The organism is Streptomyces sp. NPDC094032, assembly GCF_040303965.1.
Classification (GTDB): domain Bacteria; phylum Actinomycetota; class Actinomycetes; order Streptomycetales; family Streptomycetaceae; genus Streptomyces.
The window spans coordinates 630262-646126 of the sequence record NZ_JBEOUE010000002.1 but is presented as its reverse complement, the minus strand read 5'-3'; the positions used below and the strand labels follow the sequence as shown (position 1 = coordinate 646126).

Here is a 15865-nt window from a genome sequence, read left to right as displayed (position 1 = left end):
GTGTCCGGACTGCGACCTTCACTTCGCTTCGCTCGTTACGGGCGCCGCCACGTCCGGACACCCCCACCCTCCGGCCACGGCCCCCTCCCGCCGTCGTCGGCCGTCCGAGCGTTCAACTTGGGTTATTGACACGGTAGTTGGTCTAGGCCAATGTTGCCGCATGCCGAGAACCCGTCTGCTTCGTGCTCTGCGCGGAGCGCTCGCCGCGCTTGTTCCCGTCGCGTTGGTCGGTGGCATGGGCGGGCCTGCCCATGCCGCCCCTGTCGCAGCCTGGCCTGAGCCCGTGCCGGTTGTCTCTCATGTGGAGACCGCTGATCCGGTTGTCTTCATCACCATCGACGACGGCTGGTTTCACGATCCCGCCGCCGCCAAGCTGCTGCTCGACCGGCGGGTGCCCGCGTCCCTGTTCCTGCTGCCGGGGGCCTACTCGTACGACTCCGGGTACTTCCACCAGCTGCTCGACCAGGGGCGCTCCCGGGTCGAGAACCACACCGTCAACCATCCCGACCTCACCAGCCTCGACGCCGCCGGGCAGAAGGCGGAGGTGTGCGGGGCGCGTGACCAGCATCTCGCGCAGTTCGGTGACGGGCCGCGGCTGCTGCGGCCGCCGTATGGCGTGTATGACGCCACCACCCGGACCACCGCGCGCGCGTGTGGGGCCAAGGCCGTGGTGACCTGGACGTACGACCTCACTACGTGGGGGCAGTGGACGCCGCCCACGCCTCGGCTCAAGGCCGGCGACATCATCCTGCTGCACTTCAACGAGACGCTGGAGCAGGATCTGACGCGTGCCCTCGCGCTTGCGGACGCGGCCGGGTTGAAGCCCGCGCCGCTGCGGGACTACGTGGCCGAGTAGTCGGCTAGAGGATGACGTGGGGGATGAAGCGGGCGTACTCGTCGGTGATCGGGCCTGATGATTCGCGGATGCCCAGGCCTGCCGATTCGTCCCCCACCGTCCATGCGCCCAGCACCACTCGGTTGCCGTCGAAGTCCGGCAGTGGGGCCAGTTCCTGGTAGCAGCAGGGTTCGTCGCGCAGGGCTGGTGCCTCGCCCGGGGGGTGGATCGTTACGCCTGCTCCCTCTCGGCCCAGGAGCGGCTTGGTTACGTAGCCGGGGGCCGCCGCCAGTTCGCGCGGGCCGTCCAGGTAGGCGGGGAGCAGGTTGGGGTGGTTCGGGTTGAGCTCCCAGAGGATCGCCAGGAGGGCCTTGTTGGAGAGCAGCATCTTCCAGGCCGGCTCGATCCAGCAGGTGGTGCCGGTGCCGCCGCCGTTGTCCAGGGTGTCCAGGACGTGCGGGCCGAAGCGGTCCGTGGTCAGCCACTCCCACGGGTAGAGCTTGAAGCAGGCGCGGATGAAACGCAGCCGGTCGTCCACGAAGCGGCCCGAGATTCTGTCCCAGCCTATGCGTTCGACCGAGAGTGCCGAAGTTTCCAGGCCCGCCTGCTGCGCGGTTTCGCGGAGGTACGCGACCGTCATCAGGTCTTCGCCCAGCTCGTCGCCGTCGGTGTGTACGAAGTGCACCGGGCTGCCCGGGGGGAGGAGGTGGGACTGGCGTTTCCACGCGTCCACGAGTCTCTCGTGGAGGGAGTTCCACTGGTCGGCGCCGGGGAAGCGTTCCTCCATCCAGAACCACTGCGGGCTCGCCGCCTCCACCAGGGAGGTCGGGGTGTCCGCGTTGTACTCCAGCATCTTCGCCGGGCCCGTGCCGTCGTAGCGCAGGTCGAAGCGGCCGTAGATGGTGGGGAGTTCCGCTCTGCGGTGCCAGGATTCGGCTACCAGGGAGGTGAGGTGGGGGTCTGTGATGCCCAGTTCGGTGAAGCGGTTCTTCTCGACGATGTGTGCTGCCGCTCGCAGGCACATCGCGTGCAGTTCCTCGACTACTTCTTCCAGGGCCTCCACCTCGGGCAGGCTGAAGGAGTAGTAGGCGCTCTCGTCCCAGTAGGGGCGGAGCGAGCCGTCCGGGTAGCGGGTCAGGGGGTAGATCAGGCCCTGTTCCTCCACGGTCCGCTGCCAGTCGGGGCGGGGGTCGATGGTGTGGCGGCGCATGGTTGTCAGCCGCCGCCGGAGCCGGAGTGGTGGCCGCCGAAGCCGCCCGAGTCGACCGCCGACTTGTCGAAGCTGCCGCCGCTGACCTTGCCACTGCTGACGGAGCCGCCGTAGTAGTAGCGGCCGGTGGACGTGCTGCTGCTTCCGCTGCCGGATGCGCACTGGTAGTCCGGTAGCTCCTTGTAGGTCACCGGGTCGATGCAGCGCTGGTCCGGCTCCGAACCGCACGCCGTCAGGGTCGCCGCGAGCATGCCCACCCCGCCGAGTACCACTGTGCTCGACCTCAGCCTGCGCATGGCCCGACCTCCCCTGCTTCTCCCCGATGCCTGTTGCGATCGCACAGTGTAGGCCGGGTGGGGGCGACCGGCCGATCCCGATCGCACTAGAGTCCCTTTCGTGCTTCTTGGGATGGTGTGTGCGCTGGGGTCCGCGCTCTGCTTCGGGGCCGCGTCGGTGTTGCAGGCGCTCGGCGCCCGGGCCGCCGAGGCCGGCACGGGCGGCGGGGTCGACGTGGCTCTGCTGTGGCGTGCGCTGCGGCAGTGGCGGTACGTGGCCGGGCTCGGCCTGGACGGGATCGGCTTCGTCCTCCAGATCGTCGCCCTGCGGACGCTGCCGATCTACGCGGTGGGCGCCGCGCTCGCGGCCAGCCTCGCCGTGACAGCGGTGATCGCCTCGCGCGTGCTGCACGTGCGGCTGAGCCGGATCGAGTGGGCGGCGGTCGGGGTGGTCTGCCTCGGGCTCGCCATGCTGGCGCTCGCGTCCGGGCGGGAGGGGCACGAGGGCACCGACTCGGCCGCCCTCCAGTGGGGACTGCTCGTCGCCGCCTTTGCCGTGCTCGCGGTCGGCGCGGCGGCGGGGCGGCTGCCGGAACGGCCCCGGGCCCTGACCCTGGGTCTCGCGGCCGGCTTCGGCTTCGGCGTGGTGGAGATCGCGGTGCGGCTCATCGACTCGGTCGACCTGACGAATCCCGCGCTGTACGCCCTGCTGGTGGGGGGCGGGGCGGCGTTCCTGCTGCTGACCTCCGCGCTGCACCGGGGCTCGGTCACGACCGCCACGGCCGGGCTCGTGCTCGGCGAGACCATCGGGCCCGCGGTGGTGGGGGTGGCCTGGCTCGGGGACCAGACGCGGGAGGGGCTGGGGTGGCTGGCCCTCCTGGGGTTCGCCGTCGCCATCGCGGGCTCCCTCACCCTGGCCCGCTTCGGCGAGGCCCCGGAGGGGTGAGCCTTACGGAAGGACCCGGCACAGGGCCTTCAGGGCGCCCGGCCAGCCGCTGTCCGTGGGGGTGCCGTAGCCGACGATCAGGGCGTCGGACGTCGGTGGTGTGTCCGGGTGGCGGAAGCGGTCGATGCCCTGGACGGCCAGGCCCTGGAAGGCCGCCGCTCGGGTCACCGAGCGTTCGGTGCCCGGGGGGAGTTCGAGGACCGCGTGCAGTCCGGCCGCGATGCCGCTGACCCGGGTGCCGGGCGAGCGCGCGGCCAGTGCCTCGACCAGTTGGTCGCGGCGGCGGCGGTAGCGCAGCCGCATCGCCCGCACGTGCCGGTCGTACGCCCCCGAGGCCAGGAACTCCGCGAAGGTCAGCTGGTCCGTCACGCTGGACACCCAGTCCACGGACCCCTTCGCCTCCGTCACCTCGTCGACCAGGTGCTCCGGCAGCACCATCCAGGCCAGCCGCAGGCCCGGCGCCAGGGACTTGCTCGCGGTGCCCAGGTAGACGACCCGCTCCGGGTCGAGGCCTTGGAGGGCGCCGACCGGTTGCCTGTCGTAGCGGAACTCCCCGTCGTAGTCGTCCTCCAGGATCAGGCCGCCCGACGCCCGCGCCCAGTCGACGGCCGCCGCCCGCCGGTCCGGCTGAAGGGCGCCGCCCATGGGGAACTGGTGGGCGGGGGTCATCAGGACCGCCGCCGGTCCGGCCAGCCCGGCCAGCTCCTCGGTGCGGGTGCCGCGGTCGTCGAAGGGCAGCGCCGGCATGCGCAGGCCCGCGCGGGCCAGGATGTCCCAGTGGACGTCGAGGCCGTACGACTCGACCGCCACCTCCCGGACCCGCCGCGCCTTCAGCACCTGCCCCATGAGCATCAGGCCGTGCACGAAGCCGGAGCAGACCACGATCCGCTCGGGCCGCGCGTGCACGCCCCGCGCCCGGGCCAGGTACTCGGCGAGCACGGTGCGCAGTTCGATCCGGCCGCGCGGGTCCCCGTACCCGAAGGCCTCGTTGGGCGCGGCCAGGAGCGCCTTGCGCGCGGCCTTCAGCCAGTCGGCGCGCGGGAAGGAGGCCAAATCGGGGGTGCCGGGGGTGAGGTTGTAGGTGGGTTTGCCGGTCGCGGCGTGCCGGGGTGCGCCGGTCCGTCCCTGGGCCGGGCGGCGCGGCTCCGAGCGGCGGGCCACCCGCGTGCCCGAGCCCTGCCGGGCGGTCAGCCAGCCCTCCGCGACCAGCTCCGCGTAGGCGTCGGCGACCGTGTTGCGGGCCACTCCCAGGTCGGCGGCGAGCGAGCGGGAGGAGGGCAGCCGTACCCCCGCCTCCAGGCGTCCGCTGCGCACCGCCTCCCGCAGCGCGTCCATCAGCCCGCTGCGCAGTCCCTGCCCGCTCAGTTCCAGATGCAGGTCCGCGCCGAAAGTGGCCCACTCGTTTGCCATGGGAATGGACCATACCCGGGCACCATCCGGCCCGTACGGTGAAGAGCATGACGACCACGACGCAGGACACCGCCTACGCCCACGAGCACGCCCCCCGCCTCGCCTTCGCCGAGCTCCACCCCGCGTTCTACAAGGCGATGGTCGGGCTGGAGATCGCCGCGTCCCAGCACGTCGACCCCACGCTTTACGAGCTGATCAAGCTCCGCGCCTCGCAGATCAACAACTGCGGCTTCTGCCTGGACATGCACACCAAGGACGCCCTCGCGGCGGGCGAGACGGTGCAGCGGATCGTCCAGCTCTCCGCCTGGCGCGAGTCGCGGCACTTCTACACCGAGCGCGAGCTGGCCGCCCTCGGCCTGACCGAGGCGGTCACCGTCCTCACCGACGGCTTCGTGTCCGACGAGGTGTACGCGCAGGCCGCCGAGCACTTCGACGAGACCGAGCTCGCGCACCTCATCGGCGCCATCACGGTCATCAACTCCTGGAACCGGATCGGCGTCAGCACCCGTATGACCCCCGGCCACTACACCCCCGGAATGTACAAGCGGTGACCCGCGCCGAGGAGTTGCGGGCGCTGCACCTGGCCGGCGGGAAGCCCCTGGTGCTCCCCGGGCCGTGGGACGCCGCCTCCGCGCGGGTCTTCGAGGAGGCCGGGTTCCCCGCCCTGGCCACGCCGAGCGCGGGGATCGCCGCCGCGCTCGGCCACGAGGACGGGAAGACCCCCGCCGACGAGATGTTCGCGGCCGTGGCGCGGATCGTGCGGGCCGTCTCCGTCCCGGTCACCGCCGACCTGGAGGCCGGCTACGGCCTCGGTGCGAAGGAGCTGGTGGCCCGGGTCCTGGAGACCGGCGCCGTCGGCCTCAACCTGGAGGACTCCGACCGTACGGTCGGGCCGCGCGACCCCCGCGAACAGGCCGAACGGCTCGCGGCGGTGCGGGCGGAGGCGGGCCCCGGGCTCTTCCTGAACGCCCGGGTGGACACGTATCTCCACGGCGGCGGTGTCGACGAGGCCGCCGAGCGCGCCCGCCTCTACACGGCGGCGGGCGCGGACTGCGTCTTCCCGATCCTCGCCCCGGCCGAGGACCTGCCCCGGCTGCGGGCCGCCGGGGTCGAGGGGCCGCTCAACTTCCTGGCCCGGCCCGGCGATCCGTCCTTCGCCGAGCTCGGCCGGCTCGGCGCCACCCGGATCACCTTCGGGCAGGGGCTGCTCCTGCGCACCCTCGCGGGGACGAAGGAGATCGCGGCGGGACTGCTCACGGCCTGAAGAACTCCAGGGCCGTGGTCAGCGTCTCCCGCTGCTTGGGCCAGTCGGTCTCGGGGCCGGCGACCAGGATCGCGTACTGGCGTCCGTCGGTTCCGGTGAACGCCCGGTCGACCACCTTGCGGCGGCCCTCCGTCCGGTCGTACGCGTACACCAGCTCGGCCGTGTCGTCCTGGCCGGTCCGCTCCAGGGCGATCTGCTGGTAGCCCGGGTTCTTGGAGAGGTTCCGGGAGGTCTCCTGGAGCGATTCGTACGGTGTGGTGGTCGCGGTCGCGGCGGTGAAGATCTGGATCAGGCTCCTTCCGTCGGGCGAGGTGTAGAAGACGCCCTGCGCGGAGGAGGTGCGGTTCCAGCCGACGGGGACGGCGATGGTGAAGCCGTCCGGGTCCTCCACCCCTCGGAAGCCGGGTGGCGGCATGTCGTCCATGGGGGCCGAACTGTCCGACGGAGAAGGGGAGTCGGAGGGTGAGAAGGGCGTCGGGTCGGTGGGTGCTTCCGAATCGCCTGGGGTCGTCGGCGATGTGCTCGGTGCGACCACCGTCCCCTTTCCGTCGCCGTCCCTGCCCCAGACCAGCCAGCTGCCGAGCCCGCCCGCGACCAGGACCGCGGCCACGACCCCGGCGACGACCGCGTTCCGCGAGCGCCCGGGGGCCGGGGGCATGGCCGGGGGCATGGCCGGGCCGGTGGACTCCCAGCTCTGGGTCTCGTCGTTCCAGCGGGCCCCTCCCCCGTACCCGCTCATCTCATCCTCCGAGCAGGGCGGCGACGGCCTGGCCGACCGCGACGCCCGAGGCGAGGATGCCGGTCACGGCACCGGCGTCGGTCAGGGCCTGGCGCAGCCGGGTCAGGCGGCCCGTGCCCGCCGCGCCCGTGCCCTCGATCTCGTCCTCGGTGTCCGAGAGTTCGGCGTCGAGGGCGGTGGTCTGATCCGAGGGGACGACTCCGCCGAGGTCGGCGCGGAGCCTGCGGACGGCCTGGAGGAGCTCCTCCTGGGCGGGGTCGCGGCCGGGCTCCGTGCCCTGCACCGTGTACGACACCGTGTTGTGGTCGCCGACGGTGACGTTGCCCTGGGTGTTGGTGATGTGGATGCCGCGCTGGTCCTGACCCTGGTCAGCCACGGTCGCCTCCGGTCTTCGTCGTGTGGAAGGTCTTGCTGGTGACGGTGTTGTGGTCGCCGATGGTGACGTTCCCCTTGGTGTTCTCGATGAACGTCCCGCCCTCGGCGACGTGCACGATCTTCTGCTCGAACTCGGCGGTCTCGTAACCGGCCTGGCGCAGCGCGACGGTCACCCCGTTCGCCACCCGGTCCTGGACGCTCTTCAGGTAGCGGCTGACGTCCATCTCCTGGAAGAGGGACGCCTCGTCCTCGGAGCCGAGCTCGCGGACCGAGGCCCACGGTCCCTCGGGCAGTGCCTTCGCGTGGCCGCCGGTGAGCTGCCGCCACTGGTGGGCGAGGGCCCGCCCGAGCGTGACGAAGGACTGGCCGGCGGCGCGGGGGGCCTGACCGAGGGCCCAGACGGCCTTGCCGAAGTGGTGGTTGTGCCGGTAGCGGTGGGCGATCCGGTCGGCGTAGCGGTACAGCGGGGCGACCGGCCGCAGGACGTGCGGGGCGACCTCCAGCATCAGCATGCCGCCCTGGGTGTGGACCCGTACGAACACGGTCGTGACGATCTCCTCGCCCCAGCCGCCGACCCTGATCCGCAGGAAGTGCCGGCGGGGTTCGCCGCCCTCCTCGATGGCGGAGGAGCGGTGCAGTTCGAAGAACTCCGGGGTGTACGGGATGGCGGCGCGCGCCATCCGCAGGCCGTCGACGGGCAGGAAGACGACCTCGTCGATCTCCAGCTCGCGCAGCCGGTCCCGTACGGCGGCGGTGATCTCCGGGGAGCTGTGCGGGGACGGCACCCGCAGGGCCTCCACGAGCGGGACGATGTGCCGCATGATCGCGCTGTTGTCGAGCGGTTCGGGCGCGCGCCCTTCGAGGTTCTTGCGGGGCCGCAGCTCGACGGAGAGCGACCAGGGCTCGTACGGTTCGCCCGCGCCGCAGAACGGGTTTTCGGAGCGGTACATCACGAGCCGGGCGTGCTGTTCGGTCCTGATCCGGTCGCGCAGCCGCCGGAAGCGGGCGCCCTGGGCCTGCTCCGCCGGGTCCGCGGCGAGGTTCGCGAAGTGGTCCGTGGAGAGCTCGCCGGTGAGCGCCCGGGCGAACTGGCCGCGCTGGGTGGCGACCGCCCAGGCAAGCAGCGCCGGGACGGCGAGGGTGAGCCAGACCTCCAGGCGGCCGACGCCCCACAGGTCCTGGGTGAGGCCGCTGACGGCGAGGCCGAGGAGCTCGCCCCAGTCGCCGAGGCCGCTGAGCAGGTTCCAGCGGGTCTCCTCGCCGGCGAGAGCGAGGACGAGGAGGAGCAGGACGGTCTGGATCAGGGTGAGCCGCCCGTACCAGCGCAGGAGGAAGGCGGGGACGGTGCGGTAGAGGGGGGCGCGGGCCGAGCGGCCGCGGACCCAGCGGGCGATGCCGAGCAGCACGAAGGGCAGGGCGAAGAACATGACCAGGCCCTTGGTCAGCGGGAAGGCGATGATCCACAGGGCCAGGATGGCGGCGGCCCAGCCGAGTTCGATCCGGCGGGCGCGCAGGGCGTGGGCGAGGACGCGGGCCGCGTCGACGCCGAGGGAGGGCGCGGCGACGCGCTCCTCGTGGACGTAGAGCTCGTCGATGACGGCGTCGCGGAACCGGTCGTCGAGGTAGGTGCCCGCGCACAGGAGGCGGCTGGCCTCACTGACGGCGGGTGAGCGGCGCGGGTCGGCGGCGGGCGGTGGTGGTGGGCCGGGTTGCTGCGGTACGAACGACTGCGTCATGACTCCCCCGATGGTGTCGAACTGTGCGTACACGCGGTCGAGTTGACGACCCTCGCCGTCCGGGCCGCGCGAGGGCACAGCATAGAACGCACGGCGCCCCCGGCCGAGTGGCCGGGGGCGCCGTGTGTGAACGAGCGGGAGAGCTCAGTCCGTTCAGATCAGGCCGAGCTCGCGGACCGCGTCGCGCTCCTCGGAGAGCTCGTTGACGGAGGCGTCGATGCGGGCGCGGGAGAACTCGTTGATGTCCAGGCCCTGGACGATCTCGTAGTTGCCGTCCTTGCAGGTGACGGGGAAGGAGGAGATCAGGCCCTCCGGGACGCCGTAGGAGCCGTCCGACGGAACGCCCATGGAGGTCCAGTCGCCCTCGGCGGTGCCGTTGACCCAGGTGTGGACGTGGTCGATGGCGGCGTTGGCGGCCGAGGCGGCCGAGGACGCGCCACGGGCGTCGATGATCGCGGCGCCGCGCTTGGCGACGGTCGGGATGAAGGTGTCGGCCAGCCAGGCCTCGTCGTTGACGACGTCGGCGGCGTTCTTGCCGGCGATCTCCGCGTGGAAGATGTCCGGGTACTGGGTCGCGGAGTGGTTGCCCCAGATGGTGAGGCGCTTGATGTCCGTGACCGAGGAGCCGGTCTTCTGGGCCAGCTGCGTCAGGGCGCGGTTGTGGTCCAGGCGGGTCATCGCGGTGAAGCGCTCGGCCGGGACGCCCTTGGCGGCCGACTGGGCGATCAGGGCGTTGGTGTTGGCCGGGTTGCCGACGACCAGGATCTTGATGTCGTCGGCGGCGTGCGCGGCGATGGCCTCGCCCTGCGGCTTGAAGATGCCGCCGTTGGCGGCGAGCAGGTCGCCGCGCTCCATGCCCGGGCCGCGCGGACGCGCGCCGACGAGCAGGCCGATGTTGGCGCCCTCGAAGCCCGCGTTCGGGTTGTCGAAGATGTCGATGCCCTTGAGCAGCGGGAAGGCGCAGTCGTCGAGCTCCATGGCGGTGCCCTCGGCGGCCTTGACGCCCTGCGGGATCTCCAGGAGGCGGAGCTTGACCGGCACGTCCGGGCCGAGCAGGTGGCCGGAGGCGATGCGGAAGAGCAGCGCGTAGCCGATCTGGCCGGCCGCGCCGGTCACGGTGACATTCACGGGAGTGCGGGTCATGGCGATCTCCGTAAGACAGCTGGCGGTGGGGGTCCCTGCCCCTGATGCGGGATACCCCTCTTGATCGATCCTTGTCTCGACGTGAAGAGATATCCAGCGGTCAGGCTATCCGACCCGGGCCCTGCGGAATCCCCATCCCCTTGTGGGACGGCTCACTGCCGCCCACGTACCGGAATGGTCACCTCCGTGCCACAAGGGCCAGGCAGCCCTTGAACGGGCCTTGGCGCGTACATGACCCTTGATCACAGCGGCGCCCGTCCTCCCTCGGGGGAGAGGACGGGCGCCGTCGTACGCGTGAGGTGGCTACGTCACCGTGAGATGGAGGACGTCCTCCAGGAGCGGGATCCGCAGCCAGGGCGACGGCTGCACCATGAGCGCGAGCAGCACGATCAGGGCGCCCATCACCCCGTACGTGATCATGTCGGTGAAGCGCGAGCGGACGGCCAGCATCCCCACCGACGGCAGCGTGCGCCGCAGCACCGCGCCGGTCAGGAGCGCGGCGCCGACGAGCAGCGTGCCGACCCGGAAGGCCTGCGGGAACAGGTCGGTGCCGACGATCAGCAGCCCGAGCGCGGCCATCCCGAGCACGGTCAGCAGCGGCCACTGCCGCGCGGGCGCCGGGGCGTCCCCGGGCGCCGCCCGGCCGCCGCCCTCGGGGCGCACCGTCCCGGTGGTGAGCGTCGCGCGGGGGTGGCGGCGCGAGGCGGGCGCGGGGTCCTCGGGCGCGGAGCCCTCGGGGGCCGAGACCGGGTCCGCGGTCCCGGTCGGCTCGTCCGGGGTGCCGGTGGGTGGCACGGTCAGAGCTCCCCGGCCGCGCGCTCCGCGGCCTCGACGACGTTGACCAGGAGCTGGGCGCGGGTCATCGGGCCGACGCCGCCCGGGTTCGGCGAGATCCAGCCGGCGACCTCGGCGACACCGGGGTCGACGTCGCCGAGGATCTTGCCCTCGCCGTTGCGCGAGACGCCGACGTCGAGGACGGCGGCGCCCGGCTTCACGTCCTCGGGCTTGATCAGGTGGGGCACCCCGGCCGCGGCGACGATGATGTCGGCCCGGCGCAGGTGCGCGGAGAGGTCGCGGGTGCCGGTGTGGCACTGGGTGACCGTCGCGTTCTCGGTGCGGCGGGTCAGCAGCAGCGGCATCGGGCGCCCGATGGTGACGCCGCGGCCGACGACCACGACCTCGGCGCCGTTGATCTCCACGCCGTGCTGGCGCAGCAGCCGGACGATGCCGTACGGGGTGCAGGGCAGCGGGGCGGGCTCGTTGAGGACCAGCCGGCCGAGGTTGGTCGGGTGCAGGCCGTCGGCGTCCTTGGCCGGGTCCATCAGCTCCAGGATCCGGTTCTCGTCGATGCCCTTGGGCAGCGGGAGCTGGACGATGTACCCCGTGCACTCGGGGTCCTCGTTGAGCTCCCGGACGACCGCCTCGATCTCCTCCTGGGTGGCGGTGGCGGGCAGTTCGCGCTGGATGGAGGCGATGCCGACCTGCGCGCAGTCGCGGTGCTTGCCGGCGACGTACTTCTGGCTGCCCGGGTCGTCGCCGACCAGGACGGTGCCGAGACCGGGCGTGACGCCCCGCTCCTTGAGGGCCGCCACACGGGCGGTCAGATCGGACTTGATCGCGGCTGCGGTGGCCTTGCCGTCGAGAATCTGGGCGCTCATGCGGCCATCCTCCCGGATGACCCCCCACCGTTTCCAATTCGGAACCGAACATTGCACTTGCACAACTCCGCTGTGCACCGACTGGACAAGCGGTCGCCGTATTGACGACGATGATCCGCGCAGTGCCGCGGGCAGTGCCGGGGGGCAGAACCGCTCATATGTGGTGAAACACGTAGGGAAATTTCCTCCGCGCGGACCGCGCCGTCCCCGCAATGAATCACGGAGGAACCCCTCGATGAGCTTCGGCGAACCGAACAACCCCTACGGCCAGCAGCCCCAGGGTCAGCAGCAGCCCGGCTACGGCTACCCGCAGCAGACCCCCCAGGGCGTCCCGCCGCAGCAGGGCTACGGCTACCCGGCCGCCCCGCCGGTCGACCAGTACGGCGGCTTCCCGGCCGGCCCGACCGAGATGCCGGGCGGGGTGAAGGCGGCCCGCGTGATGCTGTGGATCGTCGGCGCCCTCAACCTGATCGGCGGCCTCGTCGTCATCGCCCTGTCCTTCGCCGTCGGCAGCGAGCTGGAGAAGTCCGGCACGAGCACCGCCGACGCCGAGGCGTTCGCGAACCTGGGCCAGGGCCTGCTGATCGTGGTCGGCGTCTTCTCGATCATCTTCGCCGTCCTGGGCATGGTGCTCGCCGCCAAGTTCAAGTCCGGCGGCAACGGCGTGCGCATCTGCTCCATCGTCTACGCCGCGTTCATCGTGCTGTTCAGCATCTTCTCGCTGCCGCTGGGCATCGTGAGCATGGCGCTGGGCGTCCTCGTCATCGTCTTCTGCGCGAAGGCGGACGGCTCGGCCTGGTTCAACCGCCAGAAGCAGCAGTACTGATCCACCCGGTACGCCGAAGGGCCCGGTTCCTGTCCAGGAACCGGGCCCTTCGGCGTGTGTACGGGCGCGGCGGCTAGCCCCGCTTCAGCACCACGAACTGTCCCGACTGCGCCGCGATCTCGTACCGGGTCCCCGGGTGGAGCTGGGAGGCCAGCTGGACCGGGTCGGTGATCGGCTGGGACCAGCCGGAGTTCAGGTCCAGGGCGAGGTAGTCGGGGCTGACGCCGGTCGCTCCGCCGACCCAGTAGACCTTGTGGTCCGCGGTCAGGTGCGCCATCAGCGTCACGTTCGTCTCGACGCTGGTCCCCTCCGGCACCGCGGCCACCGCGCGGCGCGCGTCCAGGACGCGGGCGTCGGTGCGGTAGGTCTCGGAGCGCAGCAGCTCGCGCAGGGGCAGGTCCAGGGCGTGCACGACGGCGATCGCGGTGACGACGGGGACGACGACCTTCCCGTACGCCACGAGCCAGGGGCGGGGCGAGGTGCGCACCGCGCGGACCGCGTCGACCAGGGCGAGGAAGACGATGGGCATGAGCAGCGCGCTGTAGTGCCAGATCATGCCCCAGTGGTTGGGGTCCTGGGAGAGGAAGCGCCAGCCGAGCGTCGGCAGGACGAGCAGCATCAGCGGGGAGCGCAGGGCGAGGAAGCCGGTGATGCCGACGAGGAAGAAGGCCATCTCCCACTTGTCGCCGGGGCCGAAGGCGCCGACGAGCGAGTCGAGGAACGAGACGTCCGCGCCCTCGCCGGTCTTCTCGATCTTGGCCCAGTAGTCGTACTGGCCGACCCGGCTCGCGGCCGGGATGAGGACGAGCACGGTGAGGGCGAAGAACGCCACCCCGAAACCGGCCAGTGCGGCGCCGAGCCGCTTCTGGCCCTTCACGAAGAGGACCGCGCCGACCATGGCGACGGTGAGCCCCATGTCCTCCTTGACGAGGACGAGCGGCACGGCCCAGGCGACGGCGGCGTTCCAGCGCCCGAGGAGCAGCGCCCGGCAGGTGAGGGCGAGCAGCGGGACGGCGAAGGCTATCTCGTGGAAGTCGGACTTGACCGCTTCCTGGAGGCCCCAGGAGAGCCCGTAGGCGACGGTGATACCGATGCCGGCCGCCCGGCTGCCGAGCACCTGCTGGGCGGTGCGGCCGACGACGGCCGCGGAGGCGGCGAAGAGCGCCGCCTGGGCGAAGAGGAGGGCGAGGGGGGAGGACCAGACCCAGTAGAGCGGCGCGAGGAGCGCGGTCACCGGGCTGAAGTGGTCCCCGAGTATGAGGAAGCCGGGGCCCTTGATGTCGACGATCGGGGCGCGCAGCTCGGCGTAGGCCCGGACCGACTGCTCGAAGATCCCGAGGTCCCAGGACGGGTTGCGGAACTGCGTGTACTGGACCCAGGAGTACAGGAAGTACAGGGCGCAGAAGACGCCCGCCAGGATCGCGTACGGGCGCAGGGGCACCGCCGGGGGACCGTCGGGCGGTCCGCCGCCCGCCTCGGGGGCGGCGGACGCCGCCGAGGATCCGTTCCGCACATCCAACACCGCGCCCCCATGGACCAGCCGCCGACAAAAGAGCAACCCATTAGACCAGAGTCCCCAATCGGATGAACCGATGTGACTCAGATCACATTGACTCGGTACGGAATTCAATGCTCCATGCCAATGATCGGTAAAGCCGGAAGGAATTGCCGCTGGTGCGGGCCTCGGCCGCATACTCCGCACACGGAATGCTCATGACCGGAACCCGATGGTCGATCTCGAATATTTCAGCCATATTTCAGACCCGCTGGCCCGAACTCGCCCTTCGGAGCAAACAGTTCCGAACAAGGGCCGTCAGCGCTGTGCTAGCTTCCTCGACCGCACGACCCGTATCTCCCGACACTCCACGTGAAAGGAAGAGCACATGGTCAAGCGCAGAATGATCTCCGCCCTCCTGGGGGTTTCCGCCGCGGCAGGCCTCACGATGGCCGTCACGTCCCCGGCCTCCGCCGTCGACCGCAACTGTTACTCCGGTTACTTCTGTGTCTACCAGGCGCAGGAGTTCAACCAGAACTACCCGATGTACCGCTTCAGCGGCGCGGACCCCGACTGGTCCGACCAGTCGGCGATCTACGACAACGACAGCTCCTGGATGAACAAGTGGAGCGTCACGGTGAAGGTGTACGCCTTCGCCAACTACTCCACCGTGAACACCTGCTTCAACCCGGGCTACCAGCTCGGCGCGGGCGGCCCCTCGCAGAACGACAACGGCCGCTCGCACAAGTGGGACGGCGCCAGCTGGTGCTGACCCCGAGTCAGCGGTGAACACACAGGATGCCTCCCCCTCATCGCAGGAGGGGGAGGCATCCCGCCGCCACCATACCGCCCGGCAGGACCGCTCGGCAGGGCCACCCGCACGGGCCCGCCCGGCCGGACCGCCGGCTCTGCACGACCGCCCCGAAGGGACCCTCATGCTCCCCCGTCACCGGATCGGCGCCACCCTGGCCGCCGCCGCCCTCGTCCTGCTCACCGGCTGCGGATCGGGCCCGGACGCCGGCCCGGACAGCGGCGCGCAGGGCGGTCCCGACGCCCCCCGCGGCGGGGCGTCCGCGCCCGACGCGGCGAGCGCCGCCAAGGCCACGGCGGCCTTCGGCTCGGCCAAGGAGCTCGCCCGCCAGGTCGGCGCGATGGAGCTCCAGCTGACCCGCAGGTGCATGGTCTCCAAGGGCTTCACGGTGCACCCGCCGGACCCCGCGCCGATGCCCGCGGACAGCGCCTCCGAGGCGCCCGAGGGCCGGGTCTCCCCCACCGCCCAGGAGGCCGCCCGGCACGGCTACGGCGCCGCCCCGGACGCGAGCGGCGACCCCGCCGCCCCGCAGGACTCGACCAGCGACAGGCCGGGCCCGTGGGCGGCCCTGCCGGACGCCGAGAAGCAGCGGTACACCCTCGCCAAGAACGGCGCACCCGACCAGCTCGTCAGCTACGAGACCGGCGAGGGCAAGTTCTCCTCCCCGAGCGGCGGTTGCATCGGCGAGACCCGCAAGACGCTCTACGGCGACATGACCACCTATCTGCGCCTCATGTGGCTCACCGACAACGGGATGCGCCACGAGGCCGGCCGCGAGGCCGAGAGCTCCGACGCCTTCCTGAAGGCCGTCGGCACCTGGTCGGGCTGTATGGACAAGGCCGGTTACGGCGGAATGAAATCACCGACCGAGGCCATCAAGAAGGCCAAGGACTACTACGGCGGAAAAGACGCCGGAAAGAACCTGGACGCGGCCGCCGTGGAATCCGGCAGGAAAAAGGAGATCGCCCAGGCGAAAGCCGACGCGCGATGCGCCGACTCCGCGAAGTACGACACTTTCTGGCGGTCCGCCTACCAGAAGTCCCTGACCGCGCTGTACGTGAAGAACGAAGCCGATCTCGTCACCTATCAGCAGATTCTGACCGGGGCTCAGAAGAAGGCCCAGAAAATGCTGGAGTCCTGAG

Annotated in this window: 17 protein-coding genes; 7 read left to right on the top strand and 10 right to left on the bottom strand. The window is 71.4% G+C overall.

Translation table 11 applies throughout. The features are described from left to right. Positions 1-283 precede the first annotated feature (283 nt). Positions 284-856 (top strand): polysaccharide deacetylase family protein, encoded by a 573-nt coding sequence (locus tag ABTZ54_RS06115; RefSeq protein WP_351657701.1) that lies wholly within the window; start codon positions 284-286, stop codon positions 854-856. A 4-nt stretch (positions 857-860) separates the two neighbouring features. On the opposite strand, the gene ABTZ54_RS06110 is transcribed toward ABTZ54_RS06115, so the two are convergent. Together ABTZ54_RS06110 and ABTZ54_RS06105 are read right to left on the bottom strand one after the other, a co-directional pair. Beyond that, on the bottom strand, positions 861-2045 hold the full coding sequence (locus tag ABTZ54_RS06110) for a glutathionylspermidine synthase family protein (RefSeq protein ID WP_351657699.1): 1185 nt from the start codon (positions 2043-2045) through the stop codon (positions 861-863). Positions 2046-2050: 5 nt separating this feature from the next. Continuing rightward, the gene (locus ABTZ54_RS06105; RefSeq protein ID WP_351657697.1) at positions 2051-2341 is read right to left on the bottom strand and encodes a hypothetical protein; all 291 of its coding nucleotides are present in this window, start codon (positions 2339-2341) and stop codon (positions 2051-2053) included. 112 nt (positions 2342-2453) lie between these two features. Here ABTZ54_RS06105 and ABTZ54_RS06100 point away from each other — a divergent pair, with 112 nt between their 5' ends. Next, the gene (locus ABTZ54_RS06100) at positions 2454-3266 is read left to right on the top strand and encodes a DMT family protein (RefSeq protein WP_351657777.1); all 813 of its coding nucleotides are present in this window, start codon (positions 2454-2456) and stop codon (positions 3264-3266) included. Between the two features lie 3 nt (positions 3267-3269). Here ABTZ54_RS06100 and pdxR read toward each other — a convergent pair whose 3' ends face one another. After that, complete coding sequence (pdxR, locus tag ABTZ54_RS06095) at positions 3270-4676, bottom strand: MocR-like pyridoxine biosynthesis transcription factor PdxR (RefSeq protein WP_351657694.1); 1407 nt, start codon at positions 4674-4676, stop codon at positions 3270-3272. Positions 4677-4723: 47 nt separating this feature from the next. Here pdxR and ABTZ54_RS06090 point away from each other — a divergent pair, with 47 nt between their 5' ends. Both ABTZ54_RS06090 and ABTZ54_RS06085 read left to right on the top strand, forming a co-directional pair. Next, positions 4724-5227 carry a carboxymuconolactone decarboxylase family protein gene (locus tag ABTZ54_RS06090; RefSeq protein WP_351657692.1) on the top strand — a complete coding sequence of 168 codons (504 nt, stop codon included), beginning with the start codon at positions 4724-4726 and terminating at the stop codon, positions 5225-5227. Further along, positions 5224-5940, top strand: coding sequence for an isocitrate lyase/PEP mutase family protein (locus ABTZ54_RS06085; RefSeq protein ID WP_351657691.1), 717 nt, complete (start codon positions 5224-5226; stop codon positions 5938-5940). Before ABTZ54_RS06090 ends, ABTZ54_RS06085 begins: the two co-directional genes overlap by 4 nt. On the opposite strand, the gene ABTZ54_RS06080 is transcribed toward ABTZ54_RS06085, so the two are convergent. From ABTZ54_RS06080 to ABTZ54_RS06055, 6 genes are all read right to left on the bottom strand, one after another. Then, positions 5930-6679: a serine/threonine kinase C-terminal domain-containing protein gene (locus ABTZ54_RS06080; RefSeq protein ID WP_351657689.1), complete on the bottom strand. Its 750-nt coding sequence runs from the start codon at positions 6677-6679 to the stop codon at positions 5930-5932. The two genes, ABTZ54_RS06085 and ABTZ54_RS06080, sit on opposite strands and share 11 nt — an antisense overlap. Position 6680: 1 nt before the next feature. Next, positions 6681-7055, bottom strand: coding sequence for a hypothetical protein (locus tag ABTZ54_RS06075; protein WP_351657688.1), 375 nt, complete (start codon positions 7053-7055; stop codon positions 6681-6683). Continuing rightward, positions 7048-8790, bottom strand: a complete 1743-nt coding sequence (locus ABTZ54_RS06070; RefSeq protein ID WP_351657685.1) for an AbeC-like domain-containing protein — start codon at positions 8788-8790, stop codon at positions 7048-7050. The genes ABTZ54_RS06075 and ABTZ54_RS06070 overlap by 8 nt, the downstream gene beginning before the upstream one ends. A 153-nt stretch (positions 8791-8943) precedes the next feature. Further along, positions 8944-9933: a malate dehydrogenase gene (locus ABTZ54_RS06065; RefSeq protein ID WP_351657682.1), complete on the bottom strand. Its 990-nt coding sequence runs from the start codon at positions 9931-9933 to the stop codon at positions 8944-8946. A gap of 303 nt (positions 9934-10236) precedes the next feature. Next, a complete protein-coding gene (locus ABTZ54_RS06060; RefSeq protein ID WP_502997185.1) occupies positions 10237-10728 on the bottom strand; it encodes a DUF3017 domain-containing protein in 492 nt (163 codons plus the stop codon). Between the two features lie 2 nt (positions 10729-10730). Further along, positions 10731-11591, bottom strand: coding sequence for a bifunctional methylenetetrahydrofolate dehydrogenase/methenyltetrahydrofolate cyclohydrolase (locus tag ABTZ54_RS06055; protein ID WP_351657679.1), 861 nt, complete (start codon positions 11589-11591; stop codon positions 10731-10733). 235 nt (positions 11592-11826) lie between these two features. Here ABTZ54_RS06055 and ABTZ54_RS06050 point away from each other — a divergent pair, with 235 nt between their 5' ends. Continuing rightward, a complete protein-coding gene (locus tag ABTZ54_RS06050; protein ID WP_351657676.1) occupies positions 11827-12417 on the top strand; it encodes a hypothetical protein in 591 nt (196 codons plus the stop codon). Between the two features lie 73 nt (positions 12418-12490). Here ABTZ54_RS06050 and ABTZ54_RS06045 read toward each other — a convergent pair whose 3' ends face one another. After that, positions 12491-13939 (bottom strand): DUF2079 domain-containing protein, encoded by a 1449-nt coding sequence (locus ABTZ54_RS06045; RefSeq protein ID WP_351657674.1) that lies wholly within the window; start codon positions 13937-13939, stop codon positions 12491-12493. A 361-nt stretch (positions 13940-14300) separates the two neighbouring features. Between ABTZ54_RS06045 and ABTZ54_RS06040 the strand changes: the two genes are divergently transcribed. Further along, positions 14301-14684, top strand: a complete 384-nt coding sequence (locus ABTZ54_RS06040; RefSeq protein WP_351657672.1) for a peptidase inhibitor family I36 protein — start codon at positions 14301-14303, stop codon at positions 14682-14684. A 163-nt stretch (positions 14685-14847) separates the two neighbouring features. Continuing rightward, on the top strand, positions 14848-15864 hold the full coding sequence (locus ABTZ54_RS06035) for a hypothetical protein (RefSeq protein ID WP_351657669.1): 1017 nt from the start codon (positions 14848-14850) through the stop codon (positions 15862-15864). Position 15865: the final 1 nt, after the last annotated feature.